At 55.9% G+C, this 23,331-nt stretch carries 16 protein-coding genes, 2 pseudogenes and 2 riboswitches; of the genes and pseudogenes, 5 read left to right on the top strand and 13 right to left on the bottom strand.

What is annotated here, in order from left to right; all coding sequences use genetic code 11:
* Positions 1-18: 18 nt before the first annotated feature.
* The 4 genes from WHJ28_RS02180 to WHJ28_RS02195 form a co-directional block, all read right to left on the bottom strand.
* The gene (locus tag WHJ28_RS02180; RefSeq protein ID WP_340039450.1) at positions 19-948 is read right to left on the bottom strand and encodes a DUF4430 domain-containing protein; all 930 of its coding nucleotides are present in this window, start codon (positions 946-948) and stop codon (positions 19-21) included.
* 11 nt (positions 949-959) lie between these two features.
* On the bottom strand, positions 960-2,627 hold the full coding sequence (locus WHJ28_RS02185) for an S-layer homology domain-containing protein (RefSeq protein WP_340039451.1): 1,668 nt from the start codon (positions 2,625-2,627) through the stop codon (positions 960-962).
* Between the two features lie 44 nt (positions 2,628-2,671).
* Positions 2,672-3,301, bottom strand: coding sequence for a hypothetical protein (locus WHJ28_RS02190; RefSeq protein WP_340039452.1), 630 nt, complete (start codon positions 3,299-3,301; stop codon positions 2,672-2,674).
* A gap of 324 nt (positions 3,302-3,625) precedes the next feature.
* Positions 3,626-9,421 carry an S-layer homology domain-containing protein gene (locus WHJ28_RS02195; protein WP_340039453.1) on the bottom strand — a complete coding sequence of 1,932 codons (5,796 nt, stop codon included), beginning with the start codon at positions 9,419-9,421 and terminating at the stop codon, positions 3,626-3,628.
* Between the two features lie 481 nt (positions 9,422-9,902).
* On the opposite strand from WHJ28_RS02195, the gene WHJ28_RS02200 reads away from it, so the two are divergent.
* Positions 9,903-10,520 carry a transposase gene (locus WHJ28_RS02200; protein WP_425461092.1) on the top strand — a complete coding sequence of 206 codons (618 nt, stop codon included), beginning with the start codon at positions 9,903-9,905 and terminating at the stop codon, positions 10,518-10,520.
* 234 nt (positions 10,521-10,754) lie between these two features.
* On the opposite strand, the gene WHJ28_RS02205 is transcribed toward WHJ28_RS02200, so the two are convergent.
* Positions 10,755-11,468 carry a homing endonuclease associated repeat-containing protein gene (locus WHJ28_RS02205; RefSeq protein WP_340039455.1) on the bottom strand — a complete coding sequence of 238 codons (714 nt, stop codon included), beginning with the start codon at positions 11,466-11,468 and terminating at the stop codon, positions 10,755-10,757.
* 73 nt (positions 11,469-11,541) lie between these two features.
* A riboswitch (cobalamin riboswitch) is annotated at positions 11,542-11,722 on the bottom strand.
* Positions 11,723-11,918: 196 nt separating this feature from the next.
* A riboswitch (cobalamin riboswitch) is annotated at positions 11,919-12,125 on the bottom strand.
* 403 nt (positions 12,126-12,528) lie between these two features.
* On the opposite strand from WHJ28_RS02205, the gene WHJ28_RS02210 reads away from it, so the two are divergent.
* The gene (locus WHJ28_RS02210) at positions 12,529-13,668 is read left to right on the top strand and encodes a tyrosine-type recombinase/integrase (RefSeq protein ID WP_340039457.1); all 1,140 of its coding nucleotides are present in this window, start codon (positions 12,529-12,531) and stop codon (positions 13,666-13,668) included.
* A gap of 487 nt (positions 13,669-14,155) precedes the next feature.
* On the opposite strand, the gene WHJ28_RS02215 is transcribed toward WHJ28_RS02210, so the two are convergent.
* The 4 genes from WHJ28_RS02215 to WHJ28_RS02230 are packed head-to-tail and all read right to left on the bottom strand — an operon-like array spanning position 14,156 to position 20,106.
* Complete coding sequence (locus WHJ28_RS02215; protein ID WP_340039458.1) at positions 14,156-15,244, bottom strand: S-layer homology domain-containing protein; 1,089 nt, start codon at positions 15,242-15,244, stop codon at positions 14,156-14,158.
* A 54-nt stretch (positions 15,245-15,298) separates the two neighbouring features.
* Complete coding sequence (locus WHJ28_RS02220; protein WP_340039459.1) at positions 15,299-17,350, bottom strand: C40 family peptidase; 2,052 nt, start codon at positions 17,348-17,350, stop codon at positions 15,299-15,301.
* 31 nt (positions 17,351-17,381) lie between these two features.
* Positions 17,382-19,760, bottom strand: coding sequence for a VirB4-like conjugal transfer ATPase, CD1110 family (locus WHJ28_RS02225; protein ID WP_340039461.1), 2,379 nt, complete (start codon positions 19,758-19,760; stop codon positions 17,382-17,384).
* The gene (locus tag WHJ28_RS02230) at positions 19,753-20,106 is read right to left on the bottom strand and encodes a PrgI family protein (RefSeq protein ID WP_340039485.1); all 354 of its coding nucleotides are present in this window, start codon (positions 20,104-20,106) and stop codon (positions 19,753-19,755) included. The genes WHJ28_RS02225 and WHJ28_RS02230 overlap by 8 nt, the downstream gene beginning before the upstream one ends.
* 110 nt (positions 20,107-20,216) lie before the next feature.
* On the opposite strand from WHJ28_RS02230, the gene WHJ28_RS02235 reads away from it, so the two are divergent.
* Positions 20,217-20,555 carry a molecular chaperone GrpE gene (locus WHJ28_RS02235; protein ID WP_340039462.1) on the top strand — a complete coding sequence of 113 codons (339 nt, stop codon included), beginning with the start codon at positions 20,217-20,219 and terminating at the stop codon, positions 20,553-20,555.
* Here the strand turns inward: WHJ28_RS02235 and WHJ28_RS02240 are convergent.
* Complete coding sequence (locus WHJ28_RS02240) at positions 20,552-21,421, bottom strand: VirB6/TrbL-like conjugal transfer protein, CD1112 family (protein ID WP_340039463.1); 870 nt, start codon at positions 21,419-21,421, stop codon at positions 20,552-20,554. The genes WHJ28_RS02235 and WHJ28_RS02240 overlap by 4 nt on opposite strands.
* A 55-nt stretch (positions 21,422-21,476) precedes the next feature.
* Between WHJ28_RS02240 and WHJ28_RS02245 the strand changes: the two genes are divergently transcribed.
* Entirely contained in the window at positions 21,477-21,749 is a 273-nt protein-coding gene (locus tag WHJ28_RS02245; protein ID WP_340039464.1) for a type II toxin-antitoxin system Phd/YefM family antitoxin, read from the top strand.
* Positions 21,736-22,038 (top strand): type II toxin-antitoxin system RelE/ParE family toxin, encoded by a 303-nt coding sequence (locus WHJ28_RS02250; protein WP_340039465.1) that lies wholly within the window; start codon positions 21,736-21,738, stop codon positions 22,036-22,038. Before WHJ28_RS02245 ends, WHJ28_RS02250 begins: the two co-directional genes overlap by 14 nt.
* Before the next feature lie 46 nt (positions 22,039-22,084).
* On the opposite strand, the gene WHJ28_RS02255 is transcribed toward WHJ28_RS02250, so the two are convergent.
* The 3 genes and pseudogenes from WHJ28_RS02255 to WHJ28_RS16465 form a co-directional block, all read right to left on the bottom strand.
* The gene (locus WHJ28_RS02255) at positions 22,085-22,396 is read right to left on the bottom strand and encodes a formate hydrogenlyase (RefSeq protein WP_340039466.1); all 312 of its coding nucleotides are present in this window, start codon (positions 22,394-22,396) and stop codon (positions 22,085-22,087) included.
* A pseudogene (locus tag WHJ28_RS02260) lies at positions 22,393-23,217 on the bottom strand (VirD4-like conjugal transfer protein, CD1115 family); the annotation flags it as partial. The pseudogene WHJ28_RS02260 and the gene WHJ28_RS02255, both read right to left, overlap by 4 nt.
* A 41-nt stretch (positions 23,218-23,258) precedes the next feature.
* Positions 23,259-23,331: pseudogene (locus WHJ28_RS16465) on the bottom strand (transposon-encoded TnpW family protein); the annotation flags it as partial.

A 23,331-nucleotide genomic window follows, 5' to 3' on the forward strand; every position in this document is an offset into this window, starting at 1 on the left:
CGAAGGGAAGATTTAATGTCAGTTCGTGGCATAATAGCCGCCCACGTCGATGCCCAGATCACAGGTGTAGACCCAGCAGACCACGTCACCGTCTTTGAGCTGGTAGCGGCTGCAGCCGTAGTTGGGGAACCACTCGTTGACCTTGTACATCCAGCCGGACAACTCCCCACAGTCAAATTCATACAGGTTGTGGATGCCCTCGATATAGGCCGAGTTGTACATAGGGGTATTCTCAAATTCCATATGGATGCCCTGCTGTTTGCAGGTGCGTTGAAGCACATTGAACACGCTCTCTCCCTCGTAGAAAGTAACCGCAGTCGGAGGCAATATCCATCCGTCAGCAGGTACCAGATCCACCTTCTCCGGATCAAGCCAGTCGATGTTGTCCAGAATGGTGGCGCAGGAGATGGAGATGGTGCAGGTGTGCGCCACATCGGAGATGGTCACGTCCTGGGGCTCCACGGGAATGGGCTTGCCCTCCGGGACAGGATCGGTGAGATATTTGTCCTTGCCGGTGGCCGGGTCGATGACCATGCCCTGCTGTTCAGAGTAACCCTGGTCGCCGCTTTCCACTCCGGGAGAATTGCCGCCCGCAATCTTCTCAGCGGCCTCCAGTTTCTCCTGGACGCTCATGTCACCTTCCAGACCACCGGGGCGGCTATCAATCCCCGTTTCAGGGGTAGGCTCCGAGGCAGGTTCTGACGGCTCTGTATCCACTGGTTCGGGGGTAACGTCCGGTCTCAGGGTCTCATCCAGTTCGGACGGACCGGGCGTGCTGTCCGTCACAGACTGTACCGGCTCTGTGGGAGCAGACAGGGATGTGTCGTTCTTGCCGACCTCCCAGCCCTGCATGCCGGGTGCTCCGCCGCCGTACCAGAAGGCCGCCGCCAGAACGGCTGCGATCAGCACGGGGACGATGACTTTCCATTTGTTCTGTTTCCACCACATAGAAGTTCTCCTCACAGCAGATCGGCGCTGCCCAGCAGATGGAAGATCATCTGGGCGATCTCGCAGCGCTTGATGGCGGCTTTGGGCTGGATGTTCAGCTCGCTCTGATCCAGAATGCCTGCGTCATAGCAAAACGCCAGGCTCTCCCGTGCCCACTCGCCGGTGGTCACGTAGTCTCCGAACTGTGCCAGTGTATCCCGTATAGCCGCGCTGTCCATGGCCGTATCCATGCCGCAGAGCCTGGCGGCCCGGGCCACCATGACGGCAGCCTCCTGCCGGGTGATGGTGCCGTTGGGGTTGAAGGTAGTGGCCGTGGTGCCGTTGACGATGCCATAGGTGTAGGCTGCGCCTACAACGGAAGCGCACCAGGCATCAGAGGGCACATCGGTGAAATTGTCCGTGGGCTTCTGGGGCAGGCCCAGAGCCCGGACGACGACGGCGGCGAACTGGGCGCGGGTCATGGTCTGGTCGGGGCCGAAACGGCTCTCATCGTAGCCGTTGATGATGCCCCGGTAGGCCAGGGCTTCTATGGCCGCCTGATTGACGTGGGCATTGACTCCGGAGATGTCCGCAAAGGTCTTGCCGGGGTTGGTAATGGGCTGGGCCTTCACGTCGGGGTGCTTGCCCGCCAGCCCCTGTCCGGACTGCAGGCCTTCCCCGGCGGAAACGGTAATGGCGTCCCCCATGCGGTACAGGCTGTTCTTCCCCTGGGCAGCACGTTGAGCAGCCACCAGGCCATAGAAGCCCTGCTCTGTTGCCATCTGGTTGCTGCCGGAGCCATCGGCGGTGTGGAGGAAGCCGTTCCCCGGCAGGTAATAGGTCATAAGGTTGTCCAGCAGGGTGTTTCCGTTCTTCACAAATCTGGGGTCATCCAGAGAAATGCCCAGCTCGCACAGGGCCACGATCATCTGGACGCAGCTTTCGGAGTTGGCCGTGCCCCAGGATCCAAAGCCGCCGTTGGCATTCTGCATTTCGGACATACAGGCCAGAGCTTCCTCCGTAGCCTGTTTGACAGCGGGCTGATCCTGATACTTTGCCAAAGCCTGTAAAGCCATGCCGGTGATGTCCGGGTCGGAGACATTATCTCCGCTGGACGCGGCGGCAGTTCCGCCGAACAGGCTCCAGCCGCCGTCTGGGAGCTGGCACGCCAGAATGCGGTCAATGTACATCTGTCGGGTGGCCTGGGTCTTGGCATCCTTGTTCTGAGGCATGGGATAATTGCGGCTGTCCAGGGCGATGAGGGCCCAGACGGGACCGTTGAGCCCCTGCCAGATGGTCTTGTCGTAATCGCCCAGTGCATAGGTCAGGTCGTAGCCCGCCACATTTCGGGCGTCTTTTCCGATGGAGGAGAGGGCCACAATCAGGCGGGAGTATTCGGTGTACTTTTTCTCGTGGAGCACGCCCTTGCAGGCCTCCACATACTTCTCCACGGTGGCACAGTAGTCTTGGTAGTATTCCTCCGGGACCGCATAGCCGCTGCGAGCCAGGCCCAGCACCGCCCACTCGCCGCCGATGGAACCCACCTGGGGATTTTTGACGGTCTTATACATGTACTGCGCCGTATCTGTAACAGCGCCGGACAGCGTGCTGCCCGAAACCGCAAGGGCGCTGACGGAAAGGCTGAATAGCATGATGCATGCCAGCAGCAGATTGACCGCCCGTTTTTTCACTTGAGCCATGAGTATTCCTCCTACAATTTTTCTGCGGGTACGCCCACCGGAGTTTATGACGTGCGCTTTTTCTGCCAATAGCGGAGCATAAATCTGCGTTCCGTTTTGTTCAGCGCGGGAATGTTCATCATCTCCAGGGCTTTCTTGATGCCGCAGTATTTTTTCAGCGGCTGGCAGACCGGATCGGACAACTCCGGCGGAAGCCTTGTCTGCCGGACCTGTTCACACAGGCTCTCTATGGCTGCCCGGTCCTGCTCCGTGATCTCTTTTCCCTGTTCTCCGATTCGCCGGTAAACCGGTTCGGAAGATACAGCCTCCGGCCAGTCCGGCGGCCACTTTGCCTGCTGCTCCAGCGCCTTCCGCCGCGCTCTGGCTTTGTCCTTAGCTCGCCTGAGGTCCTGGAAGCGGCGGGTCAGATAGAGCTTATAGATGTGATGGACCCGGTCAAACTGCGGCTTGTGCCCCGGCTGGTCCATCACCGGGATCAGGATATCCAGCAGTTCCTCGTCGGAATAGCTCCGATAGATCTGTCGTCCCCTCACCCCGTCAGGATGATAATACTGCCAGACCCATGCCTCACACCATTCCGTTTCAAAGCCATTCACCCGGGAAACTGCGTTGCGGCGTTCCAGCTCCTGTCTGGCGCGGCTGAGGTCGTCCTTTGTCATGTTGTCTGTATTCATAAAATCTCTTCCTTGCTCTGAAAAGATCTGTTTTCTGAATCAACTGCCGGGCTCGGAAGATAAAAACAGGCTCTGCTTCCCGGTGGAGGGAGCAGAGCCGACTGCTGTTTCATCTCCCGCCGTACTTCTGCAAAGATGGCCGACTGTAACGGCGGGGGCAGGCCCGTCCCGGATCTCACGGAGTTTTCTCTTTGCAATCTTGTTTCTGTTCAGTTGCTGCGGCGGAGCCTCCCCCGGGGGCCAAAAGCCCCGGGGGAGGCCGCCGGAAAGGGAGAAACGCATGTTTGCAGCTTGTCTAAAACCGCAAACAACAGGGGAAACACGTCAATCCGCCAGATAGCGGTAGAGGAAAGTTACCATCTGACCGCGGGTGCAGGTGGCGTCCGGGCTGAAGGTAGTGCCATCCCCGGTGCCGTTGGTGATGCCCTCCTGGGCGGCCCACACAACGGCGCTGCTGTAATACGCACCATCGTTCACATCCGTAAAGGACGCGCTTCCGCTGACAGCAGGCGTCTTGGCGCTGCGGTACAGGAAGGCCGCCATCTGACCGCGGGTGCAGGTCATGTCCGGACTGAAAGTCGTGGTGGAGGTGCCATTGGTGATGCCGTTTTCGATGGCCCACAACAGCGCCTTGAAGTAGTAGGCGTCCTCATTCACATCGGTGAAAGAGCTTGCCTTGCCGGCAGGCTCGGGAGAGCCGGCGGCGCGCCACAGGAAGGTCACCATCTGGGCACGGGTGCAGCTCGCATTGGGGCTGAAGGTGGTATCCGTAGTGCCATTGGTGATGCCCTGCTCCACGGCCCACTTCACCGCTTCATAGTAGTAGTCGCTCTCCTTCACATCGGTGAAGGGCAGACCCAGCGTGAGCTGCGCATAGGCGGACTCGGCGGCCACCAGCTTGTCGTAGTTGCCGACCAGCTTCTTCTGGGCGTCCGTCAGGGCATCGTAGGCCTTGCGGGCGGCTTCGATCTTACTGCCGCTGTCCTTGGTAACGGTACCGATGTTTGTGATCAGATCAGCAACCTTGTCGGCGGCATTCTGGTCGGCGGCACTCACAGCACCGCCTCCGGCGCCGCCGGCGCCGCTGCCGGAGGAAGCGGGATTGACGTCCTTGGCGTCCAGCCACTTGTTCCACGTACTCTCGTCGCCGTCGGAACCGCCGTACCAGTCCTTAATCTCATAGCGATAGTCGTTCACATAATGCCAGACAATCTCATCGCCATCTTCCAGGCCTTGCTCCTTCAAGCCATAGTCGCCATGCTGGCCGTTGATGGTGTACATCCAGCCGGAATATTGGCCGTTAGTGAACTCTCCCAGCCGGTAGCCACCCAGAGATGCCGGTGCCGTGATCCAACGGACATAGTTGTTTTCCGCACCGCTTTGGTCAAGGCCGGCCTTGTCCAGCGCCTTCATGAAAACATCGTAGACCTTGGCGTCCTCATCGACCTTGTAGGTAGTGGTCTTGATCCAGGTAACATACTCTGGCACATAGTCGGAATTCTTCATATCCACGTCCTGCGTCGCCTTCTCAGCGCCGATCAGACGGAAGGTAACGGTGATTTTGTCATCCTCAGGGTCGGGCGTGGTGCCGGGATTCTTCAGGTGAGCCAGCGCGGCCTCAGCGGCAACCAGCACGCTATAGTTGGTGACCAGCGCCTTTTGATCGTCGGTCAATGCGTTGTAGGCAGCGCGGGCTGCGGTGATCGCGGTCTCGCTACCCAGCGTGACAGTGCCGATGCCGTTGATGGAGGCAATGACTGCAGCAGCCGCCGCCACATCTGCCGCATTCTCGGCTTTACCCAGCGCGAAGATGGCACCGGAGTCGTTCTTGTAGTACAGCGTGCCGTCGCTGTCGGCGATCACGCTGCAGATGCAGTACTGCTGATAGTCGGATGCGGGAGTATAGAGGGTTTCCTGGGCGGCTTCGCTGCCATCGGCCTTCGCCTTGATGACGTTGACGCCGCCAGGGTTATTGTTGTAGGTGACGTACAGGTAGATGTAGCCGTCGGTCGCCTCATAGGCGGTGGACAGCAAGATGGAGCACTGCGGATAGGCAGGCTCTTCGATGGCCCACTTGATGGCATTGGTCTCGACATCCACAGCGACAATGCTCTTATTGCCGCTCCAGCCGCCCACGCCGAAGTAGGCAATGCCCTTGTACACCACAGGCGTGCTGGTGGAATAGGAACCGTAAACGGAGCAGTCCACCTTGGTCAGGTTAGACAGCGCGCCGGTGGCGGTGTTCAGATCCGCGTAGCACAGGTTTGCCGCATAGTCCGCGAAGTAAATCTTACCGGCTTCGTAGCAGATGGAGGAGCGAACCTTGTTGCCCACATCCAAAGTGGTTACAACCTCGCCGTCCGCTTTGTTCCGGCTGACAACCTTGCCGCCATTGGTGCCATAGATGACATAGTCACCCACGACAACGGCGCCGTCCCAGTAGTAGCCGTAGCCATCCACATCCCGCCAGACCAGAGTGCCGTCTTCGGCGTTCAGGCAGACGAAGCTGCAATTACCGGTGCCATTGTCGTTATAGTTGAAGCCCACATAGAGCTTGCCGTCGGAATAGGCGATGGGGCTCTGCGCCTGACCGCCGTTTTCATCGGTATAGACCCACAGGGACTCCAGCGTGTCTGCATTGAAGGCCTGAACCTTGCCGCCGTCCAGCTGACAGAAGATCATGTTGTCCGCAAAAAGCGGCGGGGTCGTGGCATAGCTGGGAGCTGCGGCCATGGTAGCGGAATCGACTTTCGCGCCGGTAGCGGTGCTCAGTTTGTAAAGCGTACTGCCGGACATGATCACAAGATCGCCGTCCACCAGGATCATGGGGCTGGGAGTATCAGACCAGCCGGTGCTGATCTGATTGACCCATTTCTGTGCCGTTTCTGCGGCGTTTCTGGGCGTACGATAGGAGGTGACGCCGTTGTTGTAGTCATTGCCGCGGAAGCTCGGCCAGTCGGAGGTCAGAGTCCGATCCGCTTCGACGACCGTGATTTCGTACGCAACGCCGTTCACCGTCACGGAGGTCTCGCCGGCGGCTACGCCGGTGATGGTGATCTTCGTGCTGGCCGCAGAGCTGGAGGAAACCCGGGCGATCTGGGCGTAGAGGCTGGCAGTGCTGGCACTGGGGTAAGCCACATACCAGTTTCCGTCGCCGCCGGGCGCCGCGATCAGGTACTGTCCGTCGGTCAGAGCGTCAACACTGGTGACGCGGACATAGCCAGGGATCGCTTCACTGGAGGTCTCGTCGTCCGCAGCTGCCCTGTACAGGAACATAGAGCAGTAGGACCGATCGGTATCGCTGGTGATGGTCTGCGAACGATTCCAGTTATAATCCATACGGTTGAAGTACAGGTATCCACCGTATTCGTTCTGCCAGGCGTTCTCGTTACTCCAGATATAGAAGGAGCCGTCATCATTACCTTGGGAAATGGTGATGGTCATGCCATCCAACTGCGAGTTGTCCGCAGCGGCGTTGGGATAGCCGGCGGTTCTGTCGCCGTTCGCCACATCCTTGCCGTTGCCGGGGTACAGGTAAACGGTATTGCCGCTGGCATCGGTGCCGGTAATGGTCCAGGTGCCGTCGTCGTTCTTTTTGAAATTGTACAGGCACTTGGAAATATCAACCGTGGCGCTGTTGAAGCTGCTATCATTGCCGAGGTTGCCGATGACGATGGGATCAGACGTCTCAGCCTCCAGAGTGACCGTCGCTACATCGGTGTTGAGACCCTCAAGCGAAGCGCCGGTATAGTCGCCGGTGTTGTCAATGTAGGTTTTGCTTTCACCCACATTAAGCTTGACGTTCTCATAAGGAGTGGAGCTGTCTCTGTTTACCGTGACGGTGAAGGTGACAGGCTGGCAGTCCATGGTCTGGTCAGAGGGCGTTGCGGTTACAGTCACCTGACCCACAGCCTGTGCAAAGATCTTACCGTCCTTGACCTCTACGATTCCTGCTTTGTCGTAGGAATAGGTAAAGCCCTTATCGGTTGCGTTTTCAGGAGTGAAAGTGAAATTCAGAGCTTCGTTCTGGCCCACCTCAAGGGTATATGCCGTCTTTGCAAGCGATGCGCTTATCAGGGGGTTCTGATACAGGAATTTGACCGTAACAGTCTGTGTCAGTTCGGAGTTGCTTTTGCTGGTAACCTTGAACTGCGCGGTACCGCATCTCAAGGGAACGATACCGGCGAGATGCTCTGTTGTATAGAACGCAATGTCGGGGGTCAAGCACTCCCATTCCAGTTCCGTTTGGGTGGTATTGCTGGGTTCGTAGGTAATGACCAGATTCTGCGAGTACAACTCCAGTCCATAGTACTGATCGTTCATGAAGTTCTTCTCGCCGGTAATGGTAAAGGTTTCCGGCGTTGCGATGGTAAAGCCGGTTAAGGGAACACTCCCGCATTGTGCCTGGAAGGAGGCGCTCACGCTCTCACCGATCATGGTGGCGGTCAGGGTGGCCCCGCCTTCCATGCCGAGAATCAGCTCGTTGCCGAGAATGCGGATGTTGTATGTGGTATCGCTGGTGGTGTATTTCAGCGCCTGCTGGGGCACAGTGATCCATTCGCCGTTCAGCAGACCCTGGGTGACGATGCCGGCTTTGCCGGTACCATCCATGGAGAAGGGAGTCTCCATGTTGGCTTCCACACCATTGACAAGGGTCTTCAGCTCGGTGATACCGGAGGCAGTCTGATAGTTGATCGTGAAGCTGTCGCTAAAACCGCCTGCCGACACAGTCGCAGTGGTGGGCTGGGTGCCGGAGGGCGTCCACACGCCGGTTTCCGAGTTGATCCAATAATGCGTCCGAACTGCGTCGGGATACTCGGGGTTGGGGTCAGGAACATTACCGTTGCAACTCCAGACAGCGCCCGATCTGTTTGCTACAACAAACTTGCCCACATCCAGAGAGGTCAGAGTGAAGGAGCCGTCCTCCGGAAGCTTCTTGGTGCCGTCACTGTACTCGAAGTACACATAGGGAGCTGCGGTGACCGTCAGGGTGCAGGTATCGCTGTGGCCGTTGGCCGTAGCAGTGACTGTGGTCACGCCCGCCGTAAGACCCCTGACAAGGCCCTCCTGATCCACAGTGGCAATGGTCGAATCCGCAACGCTCCAGGTCACGGTGTCGGTGGAGTCCGCTGGTGTCAGCGTGGGAATAAGGCGCGTGGTATTCATCTCCTCCACGCTTGCCGTCTCCGGCAGGGTGATGCCGGTAGCCGGGATATCGCCTACCTTGACAGGAACGGTCACAAAAATAGTCTCATTCGCTCTGACGGTCAGAGTCGTTTCGCCCTCGGCAACACCTGTGACAGCTGCTGCAGTGCCCTCTGCACTGACTGTGGCAATGCTCGTGTTTGCGATTTCCCAAGTCACCGTGTCGGTGCTCTCATTGCCCTCCACTGTCAGCAGCGTAGCGGTGAGATCCTTCGTCTTTCCAACGCTGACCTCCACAGGATTCGGGCTGACCTGGATACCAACTGCCGGGTTCGAGGGAAGCAGCGCGCGCTCCAGCGCCGCATACGCCTTATCGACCTCATCCTGTGTGGCATTTTTCTTCAGAAGCATGTCCAGAGCGCCCTGATAAGCCACGCCTGCGGCGTCAATCTGGTCATCATTCATCCCGGAAGTCAGGATGAGCAGATCATCCTTCTTGACCGTGTCCATATCGATCTGCGCGCCATCCGCAACAAAGACAAGACGCACCATATCCAGGGCGGAAATTTTACGATAATCAACCGGGATAGTATATCTTCTGTCCTCGCCGTATTGGTTGGTGGCCCGCAGCCATACCAGCCATTTGGAGGATTCGCCCAGATCGCCGTTGTCCAACCAGCCATCTGTCTGCGTTGCATCCACATAGCCTGTTATGTCGCAAGGACCCCAGTCATCTTCTTCCATCTTGACATTGCTGCTTCCATAGGCTTGCGAAATCCATTCAGCCATGTCACCGGCGCTTACTTTGCTGATCCGCATCGGCTTCAGCAAAAATGTGCCGTTTCCTGCGGCGTCATACTTTTCGGCTGTGACGATTACATAATCTTCCGTTCCCGTCCATGCCAGCGCCGTGCCCGGCAGCATACCGAGCAGCATGACAATTGTAAGAAGCAGAGACAATACTCTTTTTCTCATCAGTTCACACTTTCCTTTCTTTTATATATCTATATAATCGCCCTCGGGCGTAAAAACGGGGTTGGTGCCCAGTGATGCATGGTATTTGGGTATTTGGGGACGGTTCTTTTGTCCCATTTTTCCTTGTGTTCTCGATCAGCTTGTGTGATTCTATTCATAGTAAAACCCCTTTCTCAATGAATTTAGGTGATATCCTATGCCAAGACGAGCCAGACAAAAAAGCAACAGCGGCATCTACCATGTGATGCTGCGCGGGATCAACCGCTCTACAATCTTCCACGATGACGAGGACTGCGAGAAGTTTTTGCAGGTGCTGGGAAACTGCCTCCGTTCCGGGAGCTCCGGGGGTTCTGGGGGCTTCGGGGACAGTTCCTTAGTCCCACCCTACGGGTGTGACAAAGAAACCGTCCCCTACGCGGGGTGTGACAAAGTAATCGTCCCCTACGCTGACGCTGAAGCAAAAGTCTACCTCTATTGTCTGATGGGGAACCATGTGCATCTGCTTCTACGGGAAGGGCGCGAGGGGCTCTCCACACTGATGAAGCGGATCGGTGTGCGTTTTGCCTCCTACTACAACTGGAAATATCAACGCACCGGGCATCTCTTTCAGGACCGTTTTCGCAGTGAGCCGGTGGACGATGACGCATATTTTCTTGCCGTATATCGCTATATCGCATTGAACCCGGTCAAGGCCGGGCTCTGCGGTGAAGCGGGAAAATACCGCTGGTGCGGGTACCGGGGATACGGGGATAACTCCGGAGGCTCCGGGGACAGTTCCTTAGTCCCACCCTGCGGGTGTGACAAAGTAACCGTCCCCTACGCTGAACTGCCGGTGGACATCACCGCAGAGCAGTTGGATGCGTTCATTCGTTCCGAGCAGCCGAATATCCACCCTTTCCCGGAGCGCATTTCCGACCGCGAGGCAGAGCAGATTCTACGTTCCGTTACCGGGCTGGACTCTGCCGCCAGTTTTATCCGTTTGCCAAAAGCGGAACAAATCCGCTTCTTTTATATCCTGCTGGAAAATGACCTGTCCATTCAGCAGATGGCCCGGTTGACAGGTATAGCTAAAAGCAACATCGCGCGGCATCTGGCATGACAGACGCCATGCATTGCCGCAGCGCTTATTCATTGGCCGTCATTATTTTCTCTTCTTGCACCACATATCAGTACCGGTTCCTCTGCTCCCGCCCGCCGCGACGTGGACCAGGTTGTCCGACCCTTGGCACGCTCATTTCTTCGCGTGCTTCCCCGCAGCCGGTATTCTCTCCCGATGTGGCTATTCAGTTGTCGGCGCGAATCGCCGTTTATGGAAACGGGCAAAGGCCCGCTGTCAGCTTTCTGATGTTGGTTCTTTCTCTGCCGGGGCTTCCCCGGCTTTTTTCTTTTTCAGATATGCGTTCAATGTTGTGGCCTTCACGGGCTTCATGCCGTGCCGTGGAGGCAGCCCGGCAAGATGGATCACCACCGGCCAGCTCCCAAACCGCTCTCGGATGTACACGCCGCCCAGGACTTCCTTCTCAAAGGGCGTGCGGCCATTCTCGGCGGCACACTGGCGGACATACTCCAGGATCTCCCCGTCTGTGTCCTCCCGGTGTTCCTCGCCCCAGGCCATATCCCGCACTGCGCGGACCTGCTGCTCTGCTATGGCCGCGTCATTCCTTGCCCGGTGTTCCGCCCGGAGCGCTTCCTTTTGGGCCTCCCGTTCCTTCTTGAAGATCTGGGCCTGGCGCTTGAACTCTTCCTTATAAATCTGCCGCTTTGTGATCGGCGGCTGCCTTTTGGGAGAGCGCAGCCCCGCCAGGGCCACTACGCTGTTCCAGCCGCCGAAGCGGGAAGAGATGTATTCTCCGCCGATGATCTCACCGGCATTGGGCGTGAAGCCGAGCCGTCCGGCCTGCTCGCGGACATATTCCAGCAGCTCCTCATCGCTTGTGCCGCTGTGTTCCCGTGCAAATTCCGCGTTGCGCTTTCGCAGCGCTTCTTTTGTCCGGCCTTCAGCTTTCTTGTTGAACCATTGATCTCCATGAAAACGTTTATCGCTCACGGAACGACCTCCTTGTATGGGCGCAGTTCGCCCATATGCAGATTTGTGAGATCGTTCGGAGTACCGCGTCCTGCAGATTTCATGCTTTCCTGTAGGTCTTCTGGCTCATGCGGATGACCGCCGCGGCGCCTTCTCACTCTGCAAGAGCAATGGCTGTGCCGCAGCGCCGCATATACAGCAGCGCGCCTGCGCCGGATTCTCACCGGCTTCCCTTGTTCAGCCCCTTGCGGGCCACAGAAAAAGGCAATATTAACAAAAAAAGACAGACGCATAGAATACGTCCGTCTTTGTCCCCGAAAGCAAAAAGAGCGGACGTATCCAATACGTCCGCTTCTGCTCCTTTCGGAGGGTGAAATGCATGCACACAAAACACACATTTGCATGTGTGCGTACATTTCATCAGGCATTTTTTATCAGAGCAGCCCCGAAGATCGGGGGTGAGCTCTTAGTAGGTCTTCTGACTCATGTGTCCCAGCGGTTTTAAAACCGCCATCGCATATCCGTTGCCTTCCCAGCTCAGCCATTACGACCGCCAGTGACCTGCTTTCGCAGAAAACGAATACACTCCACAAACACAGCTATTGAATTGCACGTCTGCCGAAACTTTCGTCTCAGTTGTTGCTGCAAAACATGTTCAGGACTCTCACCTGATTCCCTTGTTCAGCCGAACAAGGATGCGTGTCCATTCCACGATGCGGAACGGGTCGCGCATTTGCCACAAAAGCCGGATGTGATATTCAGTTTTCAGTTTATGCATAGTTTAAGACGATTTTCCATACGAAAGATGCTAAATTCAGCATCTTTTTCGCAAAGTCTGCCACTTTGCGAAAGAATCTTTGCCTGTTATTCCTCTTCCAGTATAGCACAAGCCAAAAAAATGTCAATCATCCATTCCATTTTTTGCTTTAAAAAGGGCTGGCACAAAACGCACTTGTTCCAATGTGTTCAGATGCAGGTTTGCAATTGGTATGATCATCCAATTTTGTGGTGGGAACAGACTCGCTACATGTGATACCAGAAGAATTCGCCGTCGAAAATGTGGTCAGCAAAGGAGGCTCTCATGGCAAGGAAAGGTGAGAACATTTATAAACGGCGTGATGGGCGCTGGGAGGGACGCTTTATTCGAGGACGAAAAGAAGATGGGACCGCTCAATACGGTTCTATCTATGGCCGGACTTATGCAGAGGTAAAGGAAAAGCTGCGGCAGAAGCGCGCAGAGGAAAAGCCGCAGCTGCCTCGATGTCCTTTGACGGTAAAAGAACTTTTTGAGTTCTGGCTTGCTCAAAAGCGCCTTTCTGTAAAACCATCCAGCTTTGGCCGGTACTCCGTTCTGGTAGAGAAACACATCATTCCGCGCCTTGGAGCGTACCGTGTCGACCGACTGGCGGTGCAGAAACTCAGAGAATATATTGAATGGGAACTGCGCTCTGGAAGAGTGAACGGGGAAGGCGGACTGTCGCCAAAGACGGTCAATGATCTGGTAGTAGTCTTGAAATCCGCCTTGCGGTATGCAGGAAAGACGTATGCGGTTCCGAACGAATTATTCTCTGAGATCAGCGCGCCCGTAGCTCATCAGAAGATAATCGACACATTCGGGGAAAAGGAAACGGCCGCATTATCCGCCGCCGTCCTCTTAGCTCCGGATCTGAACGGCGCTGCCTACCTGCTCAGTTTGAATTCCGGGCTGCGGTTGGGTGAGATCTGTGCACTGAAATGGTCAGATATCGACTTTGATGAGAATGTACTTCATGTGCAGCGGACGGTCCTGCGGCTGAAAACCGGAAACAAGACAGAACTCGCGGTGCAAACGCCCAAGAGCTCCACATCCGACCGTTTTATCCCTTTAACAGCAGAAATGCATACTCTGCTGAAAGCACTTCGGTGCGATGCACCGGAAGATGCCTATGTGCTGACAGGATCTTGTGATAAGCCAATGGAGCCGCGCACACTGCAGTACCGCTTTCAGAGCTTCCTGGCCCGAAACGGCCTGCGGAAGCGGAATTTCCACACACTCCGTCATTCCTTTGCTACACGCTGTATCTCCAGCGGCGCGGACGCCAAAGCGCTGAGCGAGATCCTCGGCCATTCCAATGTCAAAACCACACTCCAGATCTATGTGCATCCCAGCATGCAGCAGAAGCGCAACTATATTTGCGCAGTCAACACATTAGTTTCCCCTGGCAGGGCCCAAAGTGCGTGAAATGGAATTCGCCGTCAGAAACAGCCGTCATGCCTGGGCATTAAGTGCGGTATAATGCGGGATTCCCTCTGATTTTTCGCAAAGTGGCAGACTTTGCGAAAGGCTCTTTCTTGCAAAGTCCATCTGCGCTTTTAGACACAGACAGACAGCAGTACGCTCCATACGAAAAGGCAGACCGTCCTGCTCTGTCTGCACCCCGGGTTCAGGCGTGTGCAGAATCATTCCTTTTTCGGTGTGTGTCCGACTTATCTCCCTGGGTTGGAGCTTCACGGTGACCTGTTCGCGGGGACTCGCACCCCATTCCACCTTAGATGCCACCCCTTTAGAGAGGCATCCCGAAATATTGAATTTAATATTTGATTTATTTTATCATCGACGTTCTGCGAATGATGTCGAAAAATGTTTACGAAAGTGCAGCACAAAAATATCAGAATGTATATGTCAACGGCTGTTCAGAGATATCGCGGAATGTCAGATACCATTGTAATTATTTCAAGAAGTGCTGCCAGTTTTCTTCCGAGAGCACTGAGAAATACCCAAAAGTTTGTGGTGTGAGTTCACGCATTTTTTCTGCTCGCTTTGAATCCCTGTGAAATCGCAGCCAACATGCGAAATAGTCCGCAAAATACTCATGACTGTTTGTTTTTGCATAGTCCCTTAACCCCGAGCTAGCCACCTCGTTAAGGAATAGCTTTTCGTGCTCCGAAGGAAATCCCAGGATTTTATCCAGAAAATGTCCGAATTCATGGAGCGTGGCATCAGCTTGAGAGACATAGATTCGTTTGGCTCCGTAGTCTGCAGCACCAATACAGGACATTCCATAACGCTCACTTAGGTCAGCAAGATAATCAAAATCCACCGTATATGTCCATCCCATATCCTGAAATTCTTGAAGAATTGGCTCCGGCACTTCCTGTAGTGCCAATAGAAAGTCGTTCATGTTTATCCCCGAATTGTTCTGAATGGGAAACTCAGAAAGAATAGGCGGTTCGTCAACCCGAAATTCCTGTGTCAAAATGGCATGGAGCAATGCTGCTGTCTCACCGCGGGTGACGATCTCAGCAGAACTTGTTCCCTCCGGGCAGAGGCCCAATTCCCCCCCGATCCGCAGGCAGTTTTCATAATCAGACATGGGCATACCACCGGGATACAGCGTAGAATCATAGACCGGCAGGCCAATGGCGGCAAAGGCACTCTGATACAAAGCGCCCCGGCACATCCGCGTATCTGACTGCATCATAGCTTCCGCGGACAGCCATCCGCTGCGATAGGCTTCCGCCAGACATGCGGCGCCAAATTCGCCGGCGTTTCCGGCCAGCGCCTCGGTTTTGCCGTAGGCCCTGCACAGCATGACTGCCCACTGGCGTGTCGTGATGGGCGTATCCGGAGAATACCGTCCCTCGCCGGTCCCGACAGTAATACCACGCTCCGCAATATATGCCACACTTTCATACCATAGGGAATCTGCGGAGACATCCGAAAAGCCGCATTCCGCGGCAGAAGCAGGCATAACCAGCGAAAAGGCCAAAAGAAGTGCCAGTACGCCGGGCAACAGTTTCTTGTAAGATGTTTTCATGGTTCGTTCCTTTCTCTCGTAAGTAAAACCGCGCCCCAGTTGGGGCGCGGTCCATCATTCTGTGTAGTAGATCGGCCGGGCGATAGAGGTAAAGCCCTCCTGTCCGGTGATGACCACGTTGTTGTATCCGCTGGCGCAGTGGATGATCATAAGGGCGCCGTTTTCATCTCTGCCGCCGACAATGCCCACATGTTCGTCATCGTCATAAAACACCAGATCGCCGGGAATAGCCTCATTCCAGGTGATACTGGTGCAATAGATGTGCTGTGTTGCCGCGCCGCCTCCATGGCCGATGACATAGCCTCCGTCCGTGGCATTGTAGAACACCCAATCGACAAAGCCGGAGCAGTCCAGGCCGTAGGGACGGTAGGTGCCGGTGGTGGAGCTGCCCTCCGCCGTGACCTTCATGGTGGTTCCCCAGCGGGAATCCCAGCCCAGCACAAGGGACTTGCCGCCCCAGAAGTAATTGACCTTGCCGACGAGGGAACAGGCGGCTTTGAGGACTTCCCGGCGCTCGGCGCTCAGATCCTCCGGCAGCGCTGCCAACAATGCTTTTGCGTCAGCTTCCGTCACACTGAGGTTTTCGATCAGCCCACCCAGCAGACCCAGATTCTCCAATAGTTCATCCAGTGTGTTGTTCTGCTGCGCGGTAAAGGCGTACTGCGTCCGCATATCATCGACAGCTTTGGCGGTGATGGTGATGGTCAGGATAGTCTCCGTCCAGCTGTCATCAACTCCGTCATTCGGATCGCTGTCGCTGTGTTCTATGGACTCCACCTCAGAGGAGAGCTCTGTCATATCCCAGAACACCGCTTTCAGCCGGCCTATCCGGTCACCGTCCAGCGTGACCACATCCACGCCGTCATCCGCTCCCGCAGTCCTGACCGCAAACACAGCGACCACCTCTCTCCAGTCAGGCGGTGCACCGTCGACGATGATCTCGTCGTAATCACCGGCCTGCAGTTCGTCAAGCTTTGCAGCATATTCCATATTGACCTGAGCGATGGCTGTAGAGAGTGCCACGGTTCCTTCTTCAGTCGGCTCAGAAATAAATAGGATACCGAAGGGCGAGACCACCAGCATACCGAACAAACAAATCAAAATCAGCAGAGACAGCGTGACCGTACCACCGGCCATCAGCGCCGCCATCAGACTTCTGGCTGCGGCCAGAATCGACCGCAGGGCCTTTCCGGCAGCGTGGACTGCTTTTTCGGCCGCGCTGCCTGCCGCTTTTACTGTTTCCTGATAGCGGAACGCCTGCTGTGCCGCCTGCATGGTTTTTGCACTCTGAGCTGCGGCATGGGAGGCTGTCTGTACCGTGGACGCAGGGGCTTGATTCAGGTCTCCGACGGTCTTGATTGCCCGTCCCGCAGTCCGTTCTGCTGGTTTAGATGAATGAGAGACTTCCTTGATTTGCGGCTTTTTCACCGCCAGAGTACCTTTAGGCGGTTTATCCGCAGAAGGAGCAACAGGCTTCGACTGGCGTGTTCTTCCCAGTCGATCCGCCTGCGGAGCATTTTGTATGACCTGCCGCTCCGTCGCTTGCACCGGCCACCGTTGGTTCCACTCCATTCCACGGCGCTCCGCTGCCCTTTCCGCAGACAACCGCCCGCGTTCCCGGATGAATGCCTGTTTGCCTTGGGTGTATTCCGGGGGAAGCTCTGTGACCTGCGTCGCTGCCTGCCCCTGCACATAGGAGTCCTTTGTCTTGACGGAATGCCCGGATGCCTGCCTATGCTGCCGGGGTTGAACCTGATACCGTGTGTTTCCGACAGGCTCGGCCTCCTTAGTACGGATGATGGGCGGTGTGCCAGTATCCCCATATTCGGCAGGCCCAACGGCAGGCTCAGATATTTGTTTCGGTTTTCGTCCTTTAATGAGTTTCCCGGCCCCACGTTCCATACGGCGCAGACTTCCGGCCGCAGTGTCCTCGATCTGGTCGCCGCCATATTCATCCTGCTGGCCGTTCTGTGCGGTATCCCGCAGTTGACTTCTCAGGCGCTCCGTTCCATTCTCCATACCGCGGCGCACCAGTTCCTTGGGTGCATTTTTTGCTTTTTCCCGCACAGTGCCAGCGACCTTTGGTTTCTCTTTGATCTTATCCATCACCACACCCCCCTCTCCTGGACAGACCGCATTACGCCGCCTGCCCTCCGTCGTATCTGGCATCGGAGTCCGAGGGCTTGGTGGTCATCAGCTGATAAAGCTGGGTATGCCTGGGGAAGTTGTCCACAAAGGGAACGATCGCACTGCCGCACTTGATAAGACCGCGGCCGGAATCCACGTTGGTGATGTAGGAGAGCTGATTGTCTGAAATGTTCAGCAGCCGCGCCAGCTCCGCCCGGTCGGTGGCGGCCTGATTCAGCATGACCAGAAACTCGCTGTTGGCCAGCATGGTCCGGGCGGTGTGGGACTGGAGCAGATCATCCACATTCTGCGTAATGCCCGTGCAGCAGGCTCCATATTTCCGCACCCGTTTCCAGAGGGTGAACAGAAAGTTGGTGCTGTACTCATGCTGGAACAGCAGGTAAATCTCGTCAATATAGATCCAGGTGTTCTTGCCCAGCTGCCGGTTTCGGATGATCCGGTTGAAAATGCTGTCCAGCACCACCAGCATGCCCACGGGCAGGAGCTGCCGTCCAAGGTCCCGGATGTCATAGCAGAGGATTCTGGAATTGGTGTTCACATTGGTGGGCTTGGCAAAGGTGTTCAGACTGCCCTCAGTGAACAATTCGATGGCCAGTGCCACATCCCGGGCCTCCGGTTCCGGCTGGCGCATGAGTTCCGCGTGGAAATCCTGCAGAGTCGGCACCTGGCCCTGATACCCGCTTTTGATATAATCCCGGTACACCTGCGCAGTGCAGCGGTCGATGATGGATTTCTCTTTAGCGGACAGCTTACCGGAGCCGACGAGCTGCTCACACAGGGACAGCAGGAACTCCGATTTGAGAACCACAGGATTCTCGCCGTCGCCGTATCCCTGCTCCATGTCCATGGCGTTGATGTGATTGGGTGAGGTGGCGGAGATCTCCACCACTTCGCCGCCCAGTCCCTCAATGAGCGGCCGGTATTCGGACTCTGGGTCGACGATAATGATATCATCTCCACTGGAAATGCCCTCTCCCGTGGCCAGCGCCAGACTGACGATCTCCCGCTTGGCGGTGAAGGATTTGCCGGAGCCACTGACGCCCAGCACAAATCCGTTGGCGTTCAGCAGTTCCCAGCGGTTGGCAAGGATCAGGTTTTTGCTGATGGCATTCTGCCCGTAGTAAACGCCGCCCTGGTGCCGGATCTCCTGGGCCTTGAAGGGCATGAGGACCGCCAGCGCTTCGGTGGTCAGGGTCCGCAAGGCGTCGATGCGGCGCAGGCCCAGAGGCAGGGCCGTCACCAGTCCGTCCGCCTGCTGCCAGTTCAGGGTGTTCAGCTGGCAAAGGTGCTTGCGGGCAATGGATTGCAGGGTTTCCGTATCGCTGTCCAGTTCTTCCTTGCTGTCCGCCAGATGCACCAGCGTGACTACAGCGAACATCATCCGCTGGTCACGGGTGGTCAGATCGTCCAGCATCTCACGGGTCTCTTTCCGCTGCTGCTCCAGATCATAGGGAACTACGGCGGAGAAGTTGTTATTACTGTTCTGGCGGCGCTGCCAGTTGGTCACATTGGTCTCCACGCCCAGCAGGCGGTTCTGCATCTCCCGCACGGCCTCATCGGTCGGCACGGGGATTATGTCGATGGACAGCATCATTGTTCGGTTCAATTCCGTCAGTTCGTTGATCATGGAGTCCTTAATATAGCTGGCGAACTCCTTCAGAAACAGCACCCGGCCAAATTTGTCCCCCATGACAAAGTGGTCCTTCTTGAACTCCATACTGTCCGGGCAAATGGCATTTTTGAAGGAATGGCCCTTCCGCATGCTCTCCCGCAGGTCACAGTGGAACTCCGTTTCCTCACCCACCCGGTAGAAGTCGTGCAGCACCCGCAGACGCTCCACGGCATCCAATTCTTCACTGCGGGAGTCCATGTGGGACAAGCGGCTGGTGACATCGTTGGTGACCCGGTCAAAGAAGGTGCGGGCCTCCTCAATATTCTTCTTATGGGTGGAGATGGTGATATACCGCTCCTGCACCACGCTGTTGGAGGCGTCGGTGACCTTGTCCGTGAGCATGGCATTGTACTCTGCACGGTAGCCGTCGAGGAAGTCGCCCCTGGGAGGCAGAAGAATGGTTTCCTCAAAGTTCTGGCGGTTGATCCGCTTGTTGTTGATGGTGATTTTGGTGGTGGAGCCGGTGTCCAGAGCGTTGAGCAGCTCAGAGTAATTCAGGAACATCGCCGTCTTATCCTCCTTGGAGGCGATGGCGTAGTTGATATCCGAAAAGCGGATGCACTTGGAGAACTTGCTCCCAAACTGAAAAATCCCATCCGGCCAGATACGCCGGATAGGGATGGTGTCCTGTACGGATCTCGGTACTGTGAATTTCTCTTTGTCCTGCTTTAACGTGTTTTGCAGGGTTTTAATCAATCTTCAGGGCCTCCTTTATTGTCGAACTTTCCATGACTTTTGCGTATATATTGTACGATTTGAAAACGAGCCTGTGAGGATATAAAAATTCCGAACGGATATAGGCAAGAATGAATTGCTCCAGCATCATGCTGTTGTACTGGAAAAAGCCGCCCAGGGCGAAGGGAAAGGCTGCCAGCACACAGACCCAACCAATCTCGCCGGTGCCGACAACTGTGCGCAGTCCAAAGTAAACACCCGCAGCCACGGCGACGGCAAGCAGGGCAAAAATGAGCTGCCGGAGCGAAAGCCCGAAAAACAGGATTTCCTGATAATTCCTGACTTCCTTGTTGATGCGTACCTCTATATGAGTTCACCTCCATTTTCGTTCTCAGCTATCGACAGAAAGAGACTTGCAATCTCTGCCAGGGTATGCTAACATGCCACAAACCACCAGAGAAAGAGGAGGTTGTGACAATGCTGTATTTCATGCTCGGTGCGGGAGTCCTTGCGCTCTCTGTTGCATTCCGTTTGGCCGCCGTGTTCCGACTGACGATCCCGCTGCTATACGCACTCATCGTACCCACGCTGTTTCATGATTGGTTTTACAGTCATCAGGCGCTGGCCGAGGGCATCTGGTATGTCCTATTGGTGCTGGTTCTGCTGTCCTGGGTGATCTCCCTGGTTCGGAAGATCTCGGCCATCATCAGCCGGCGCCGCTGTGACCGGGCAGATATGGAACTGTTTGCGGACCGGGTGCGGGAGGCCCGCAGGAATGGTGAGTCCGCTGTCCGCATGGACGGCCTTTGGGATTAACCCAGCCCCATCAGTTCCCGAATCAGGCGGTCACTCATCTTGATTGCCCCCACCAGCACCAGCATGTTGAAAATCAGTTCTCCGATATAGTTCCACACAATCGTGGCCGCTGCCAGCGTATCGTCCGAAATTGCGGGTGGGCTTGCGGCAAACTGCGAGAAAATCACACAGGCCAAAACAATGACACAGCCCTCCAGACAGATGGCGGCGTAGCTTTTTACAAAAGCAACGCCAATGCTGCTGGAGGGCTGTCCTGCGAAACTGGCCAGTGGAATGGGCGCGATGGCCGTGGCCATGTAGAGCTTGAAAAATCGGCTGTACACCGTCAGAATCATGACCAGCGACAGCACCCAAATGAACAGGGACCCCAGCAGCGTCACCGCCCACAGTGGGATGCTCTCCAAAAAGCCCACATCTTCAATGATGGTGACCATTTCATCCGGCAGTTCAGTGACGGACATGGCTGTCAGACCGGATGCGCCCATGATGGTGGAGATGGTGCCCTGGGCAATGCTGAACAGGGCCATCATCAGATCCATGCCGTAGGTGACCGCTGCCTGCGCCAGCGCGAACCGCACAAAGGTCTTGAGGGCCATCTCCGGCCGTTTCAGTTCCGTAAAGCTGCCGCAGGTTTTCACAACGCCTGCTACAAAAAACAGCACCAACAGCGCATAGCCAATGGCTTTCAGTGCGTCGTTGATGTTTACGATCACCGTCCAGATTCCACCGCCTTTGAAATTCTCAGGCGATGTGGAGAGGAGCGCCCAGATCTCAGTCAGCTTATCGTTCCATGTGCCCAGCGCGGAGTTGAGGTTGTCTACGATCCAGTTTCCACTTCCTATGGTTTCACCTTCTTCAGAATTCATATTGATATTTACTCATAATTTTGCTATACTATGATTGTAACAAGGGGGTGCTATTATGCCGAGTATTCGTCCCATTTCCGATCTGCGCAACAGCGCCAATGAGATATCGGACTTCTGCCGCCAGACCCGTGAGCCGGTCTATATTACCCGCAACGGGACCGGCGACATGGTGGTCCTCAGCATGGAGGAATATGAGCGTCAGCAGGCTCTTATTGACCTCTATGGCAAACTGGCGGTAGCCGAGCAGGAAATCGCCTCCGGCGCGGAGGGCGAGGACTTCCTGACGCTGGCCAGATCTCTGCGGGAGCGTGTTCATGGAAACGTATAAAGTCAGGATCTTCCCTACGGCCAAGCGGGACTTGGAGGAAGTCATCGGGTATCTGAATACCCTGTCCCCGGATACCGCGCTGAAATACTACGATCTGCTGGTCGAAGAGATCGCAAGTCTGTCCAGAATGCCGGAACGCTGTCCAAAGCCAAAGGACCTGGCGCTGGCTGCCAAGGGTTACCGCTATCTCATCGTTAAGAACTATTTGGTTTTTTATGTGGTGGCCGGGGATACCGTACAGATCCGCAGGATCTTATATGCCCGCAGGGACTACCAGTCCTTACTGTAAAACGAATGACCGGGTGCATGGCTTGATATGCACCCGGTCATTTTCCTCAGCCGGTGATGAGGGTGAGGATCTCCTTAGTAAAGGTGATCACGATGCCGCCCGCCACCGTCAGCATACCGTTGGCCCGCTGGGAGGGGTCGTGGCTTTTGAGAGACAGGCCCACCTGCAGAATACCGAAGCCCAGCAGGATCAGGCCAATGGCACGGATGAGCGAGAAGATGAACTCACTCAGGTTGTTGACCACCGTCAGAGGATCGTCCGCGGCAAAGGCGGGGCAGATGGTAATGGATATCACCAGTACCAGGCAGGCGAACAGCGCATAGACGCGCTTCGCCCGCTTTTCAAAGTTGTTATTCAAGCTGCATTCTCCTTTTCGTTTTCGGATTCATCGGCGGAAAATGCCGCAAAGAGTTCATGTCCTGTAATCGCCGGTGTACTGTTTGTGCCATGATGAATGTAGGGCGCGCCTCCGCCCAGAGAGGTGTAGGGAATGGCGGGATGCTTGACCAGGTCATACTTCAGGTCCATAACAGGCCCTGCACCGCGAACCAGCAGGATCGCATAGCGGTTGTCCAGCCGCCGCACCTCATCCGGCGTCAGCAGCTCCCGCCCGCTGATCTGTGTATTGGTAGACCAGGAGCCGGAACGGCCTTTGGTCTCACCGTGGGTTTTTGTATCAATGGTGGATTTGCCCAGGGCTTCGGAAATGTACTTATGGGTGCTGGATTCATTGCCGCCCAGATACAGCAGGCTGTCCGAGTTTCCGGGGATCGTTTCCCATGAATCTTTGAACTGTTCCTTGATCTGCGCCATGTTCTGAATGATCGTGCTGCAGGAGATATTTCTCGACCGCATGGTGGCGAGCTCCCGCGGCAGGCCGGGCAGATTCACCGAGGGCGCCTCGTCCAGAATGAAGTGAACATGCCGGGGCAGTGGGCCGTGGTGGATCTGGTCGGCGCTGTAGTACAGCGTCTGGAACACCTGCGAATAGAGCAGGCTGACCAGGAAGTTATACGTCGTATCATTGTCCGGGATCACCGCGTACAGGGCGCATTTCTTTTCGCCCAGGGTATAGAGGTCCATATCGTCGTGATCCGTGATGGCCTGGATCTGGGGCAGATTGAAGGGCGCCAGTCTGACTGCTGTACTCACCAAGATACTCTTGGCCGTTTTGCCAGAGACGAAAAGTCAAGGACTTTTTCATCAAATTCAAAAAGAAGTCACATTTTGCGGACTTCTTCACGGAGCATACGCTTGATTTTGTCCTCCATCGTCTCCTTGGCGGTCTCGCTG

This window comes from Flavonifractor porci, from assembly GCF_037572415.1.
In the GTDB taxonomy this organism is placed as follows: Bacteria; Bacillota; Clostridia; order Oscillospirales; family Oscillospiraceae; genus Flavonifractor; species Flavonifractor porci.

Excerpts from the sequence above, each read along its gene's own strand:
- WHJ28_RS02180 (WP_340039450.1), bottom strand. The coding sequence starts at position 948 with ATGTGGTGGAAACAGAACAAATGGAAAGTCATCGTCCCCGTGCTGATC.
- WHJ28_RS02185 (WP_340039451.1), bottom strand. The coding sequence starts at position 2,627 with ATGGCTCAAGTGAAAAAACGGGCGGTCAATCTGCTGCTGGCATGCATC.
- WHJ28_RS02190 (WP_340039452.1), bottom strand. The coding sequence starts at position 3,301 with ATGAATACAGACAACATGACAAAGGACGACCTCAGCCGCGCCAGACAG.
- WHJ28_RS02195 (WP_340039453.1), bottom strand. The coding sequence starts at position 9,421 with ATGAGAAAAAGAGTATTGTCTCTGCTTCTTACAATTGTCATGCTGCTC.
- WHJ28_RS02200 (WP_425461092.1), top strand. The coding sequence starts at position 9,903 with ATGGGGAACCATGTGCATCTGCTTCTACGGGAAGGGCGCGAGGGGCTC.
- WHJ28_RS02210 (WP_340039457.1), top strand. The coding sequence starts at position 12,529 with ATGGCAAGGAAAGGTGAGAACATTTATAAACGGCGTGATGGGCGCTGG.
- WHJ28_RS02215 (WP_340039458.1), bottom strand. The coding sequence starts at position 15,244 with ATGAAAACATCTTACAAGAAACTGTTGCCCGGCGTACTGGCACTTCTT.
- WHJ28_RS02220 (WP_340039459.1), bottom strand. The coding sequence starts at position 17,350 with ATGGATAAGATCAAAGAGAAACCAAAGGTCGCTGGCACTGTGCGGGAA.
- WHJ28_RS02235 (WP_340039462.1), top strand. The coding sequence starts at position 20,217 with ATGCTGTATTTCATGCTCGGTGCGGGAGTCCTTGCGCTCTCTGTTGCA.
- WHJ28_RS02240 (WP_340039463.1), bottom strand. The coding sequence starts at position 21,421 with ATGAATTCTGAAGAAGGTGAAACCATAGGAAGTGGAAACTGGATCGTA.
- WHJ28_RS02245 (WP_340039464.1), top strand. The coding sequence starts at position 21,477 with ATGCCGAGTATTCGTCCCATTTCCGATCTGCGCAACAGCGCCAATGAG.
- WHJ28_RS02250 (WP_340039465.1), top strand. The coding sequence starts at position 21,736 with ATGGAAACGTATAAAGTCAGGATCTTCCCTACGGCCAAGCGGGACTTG.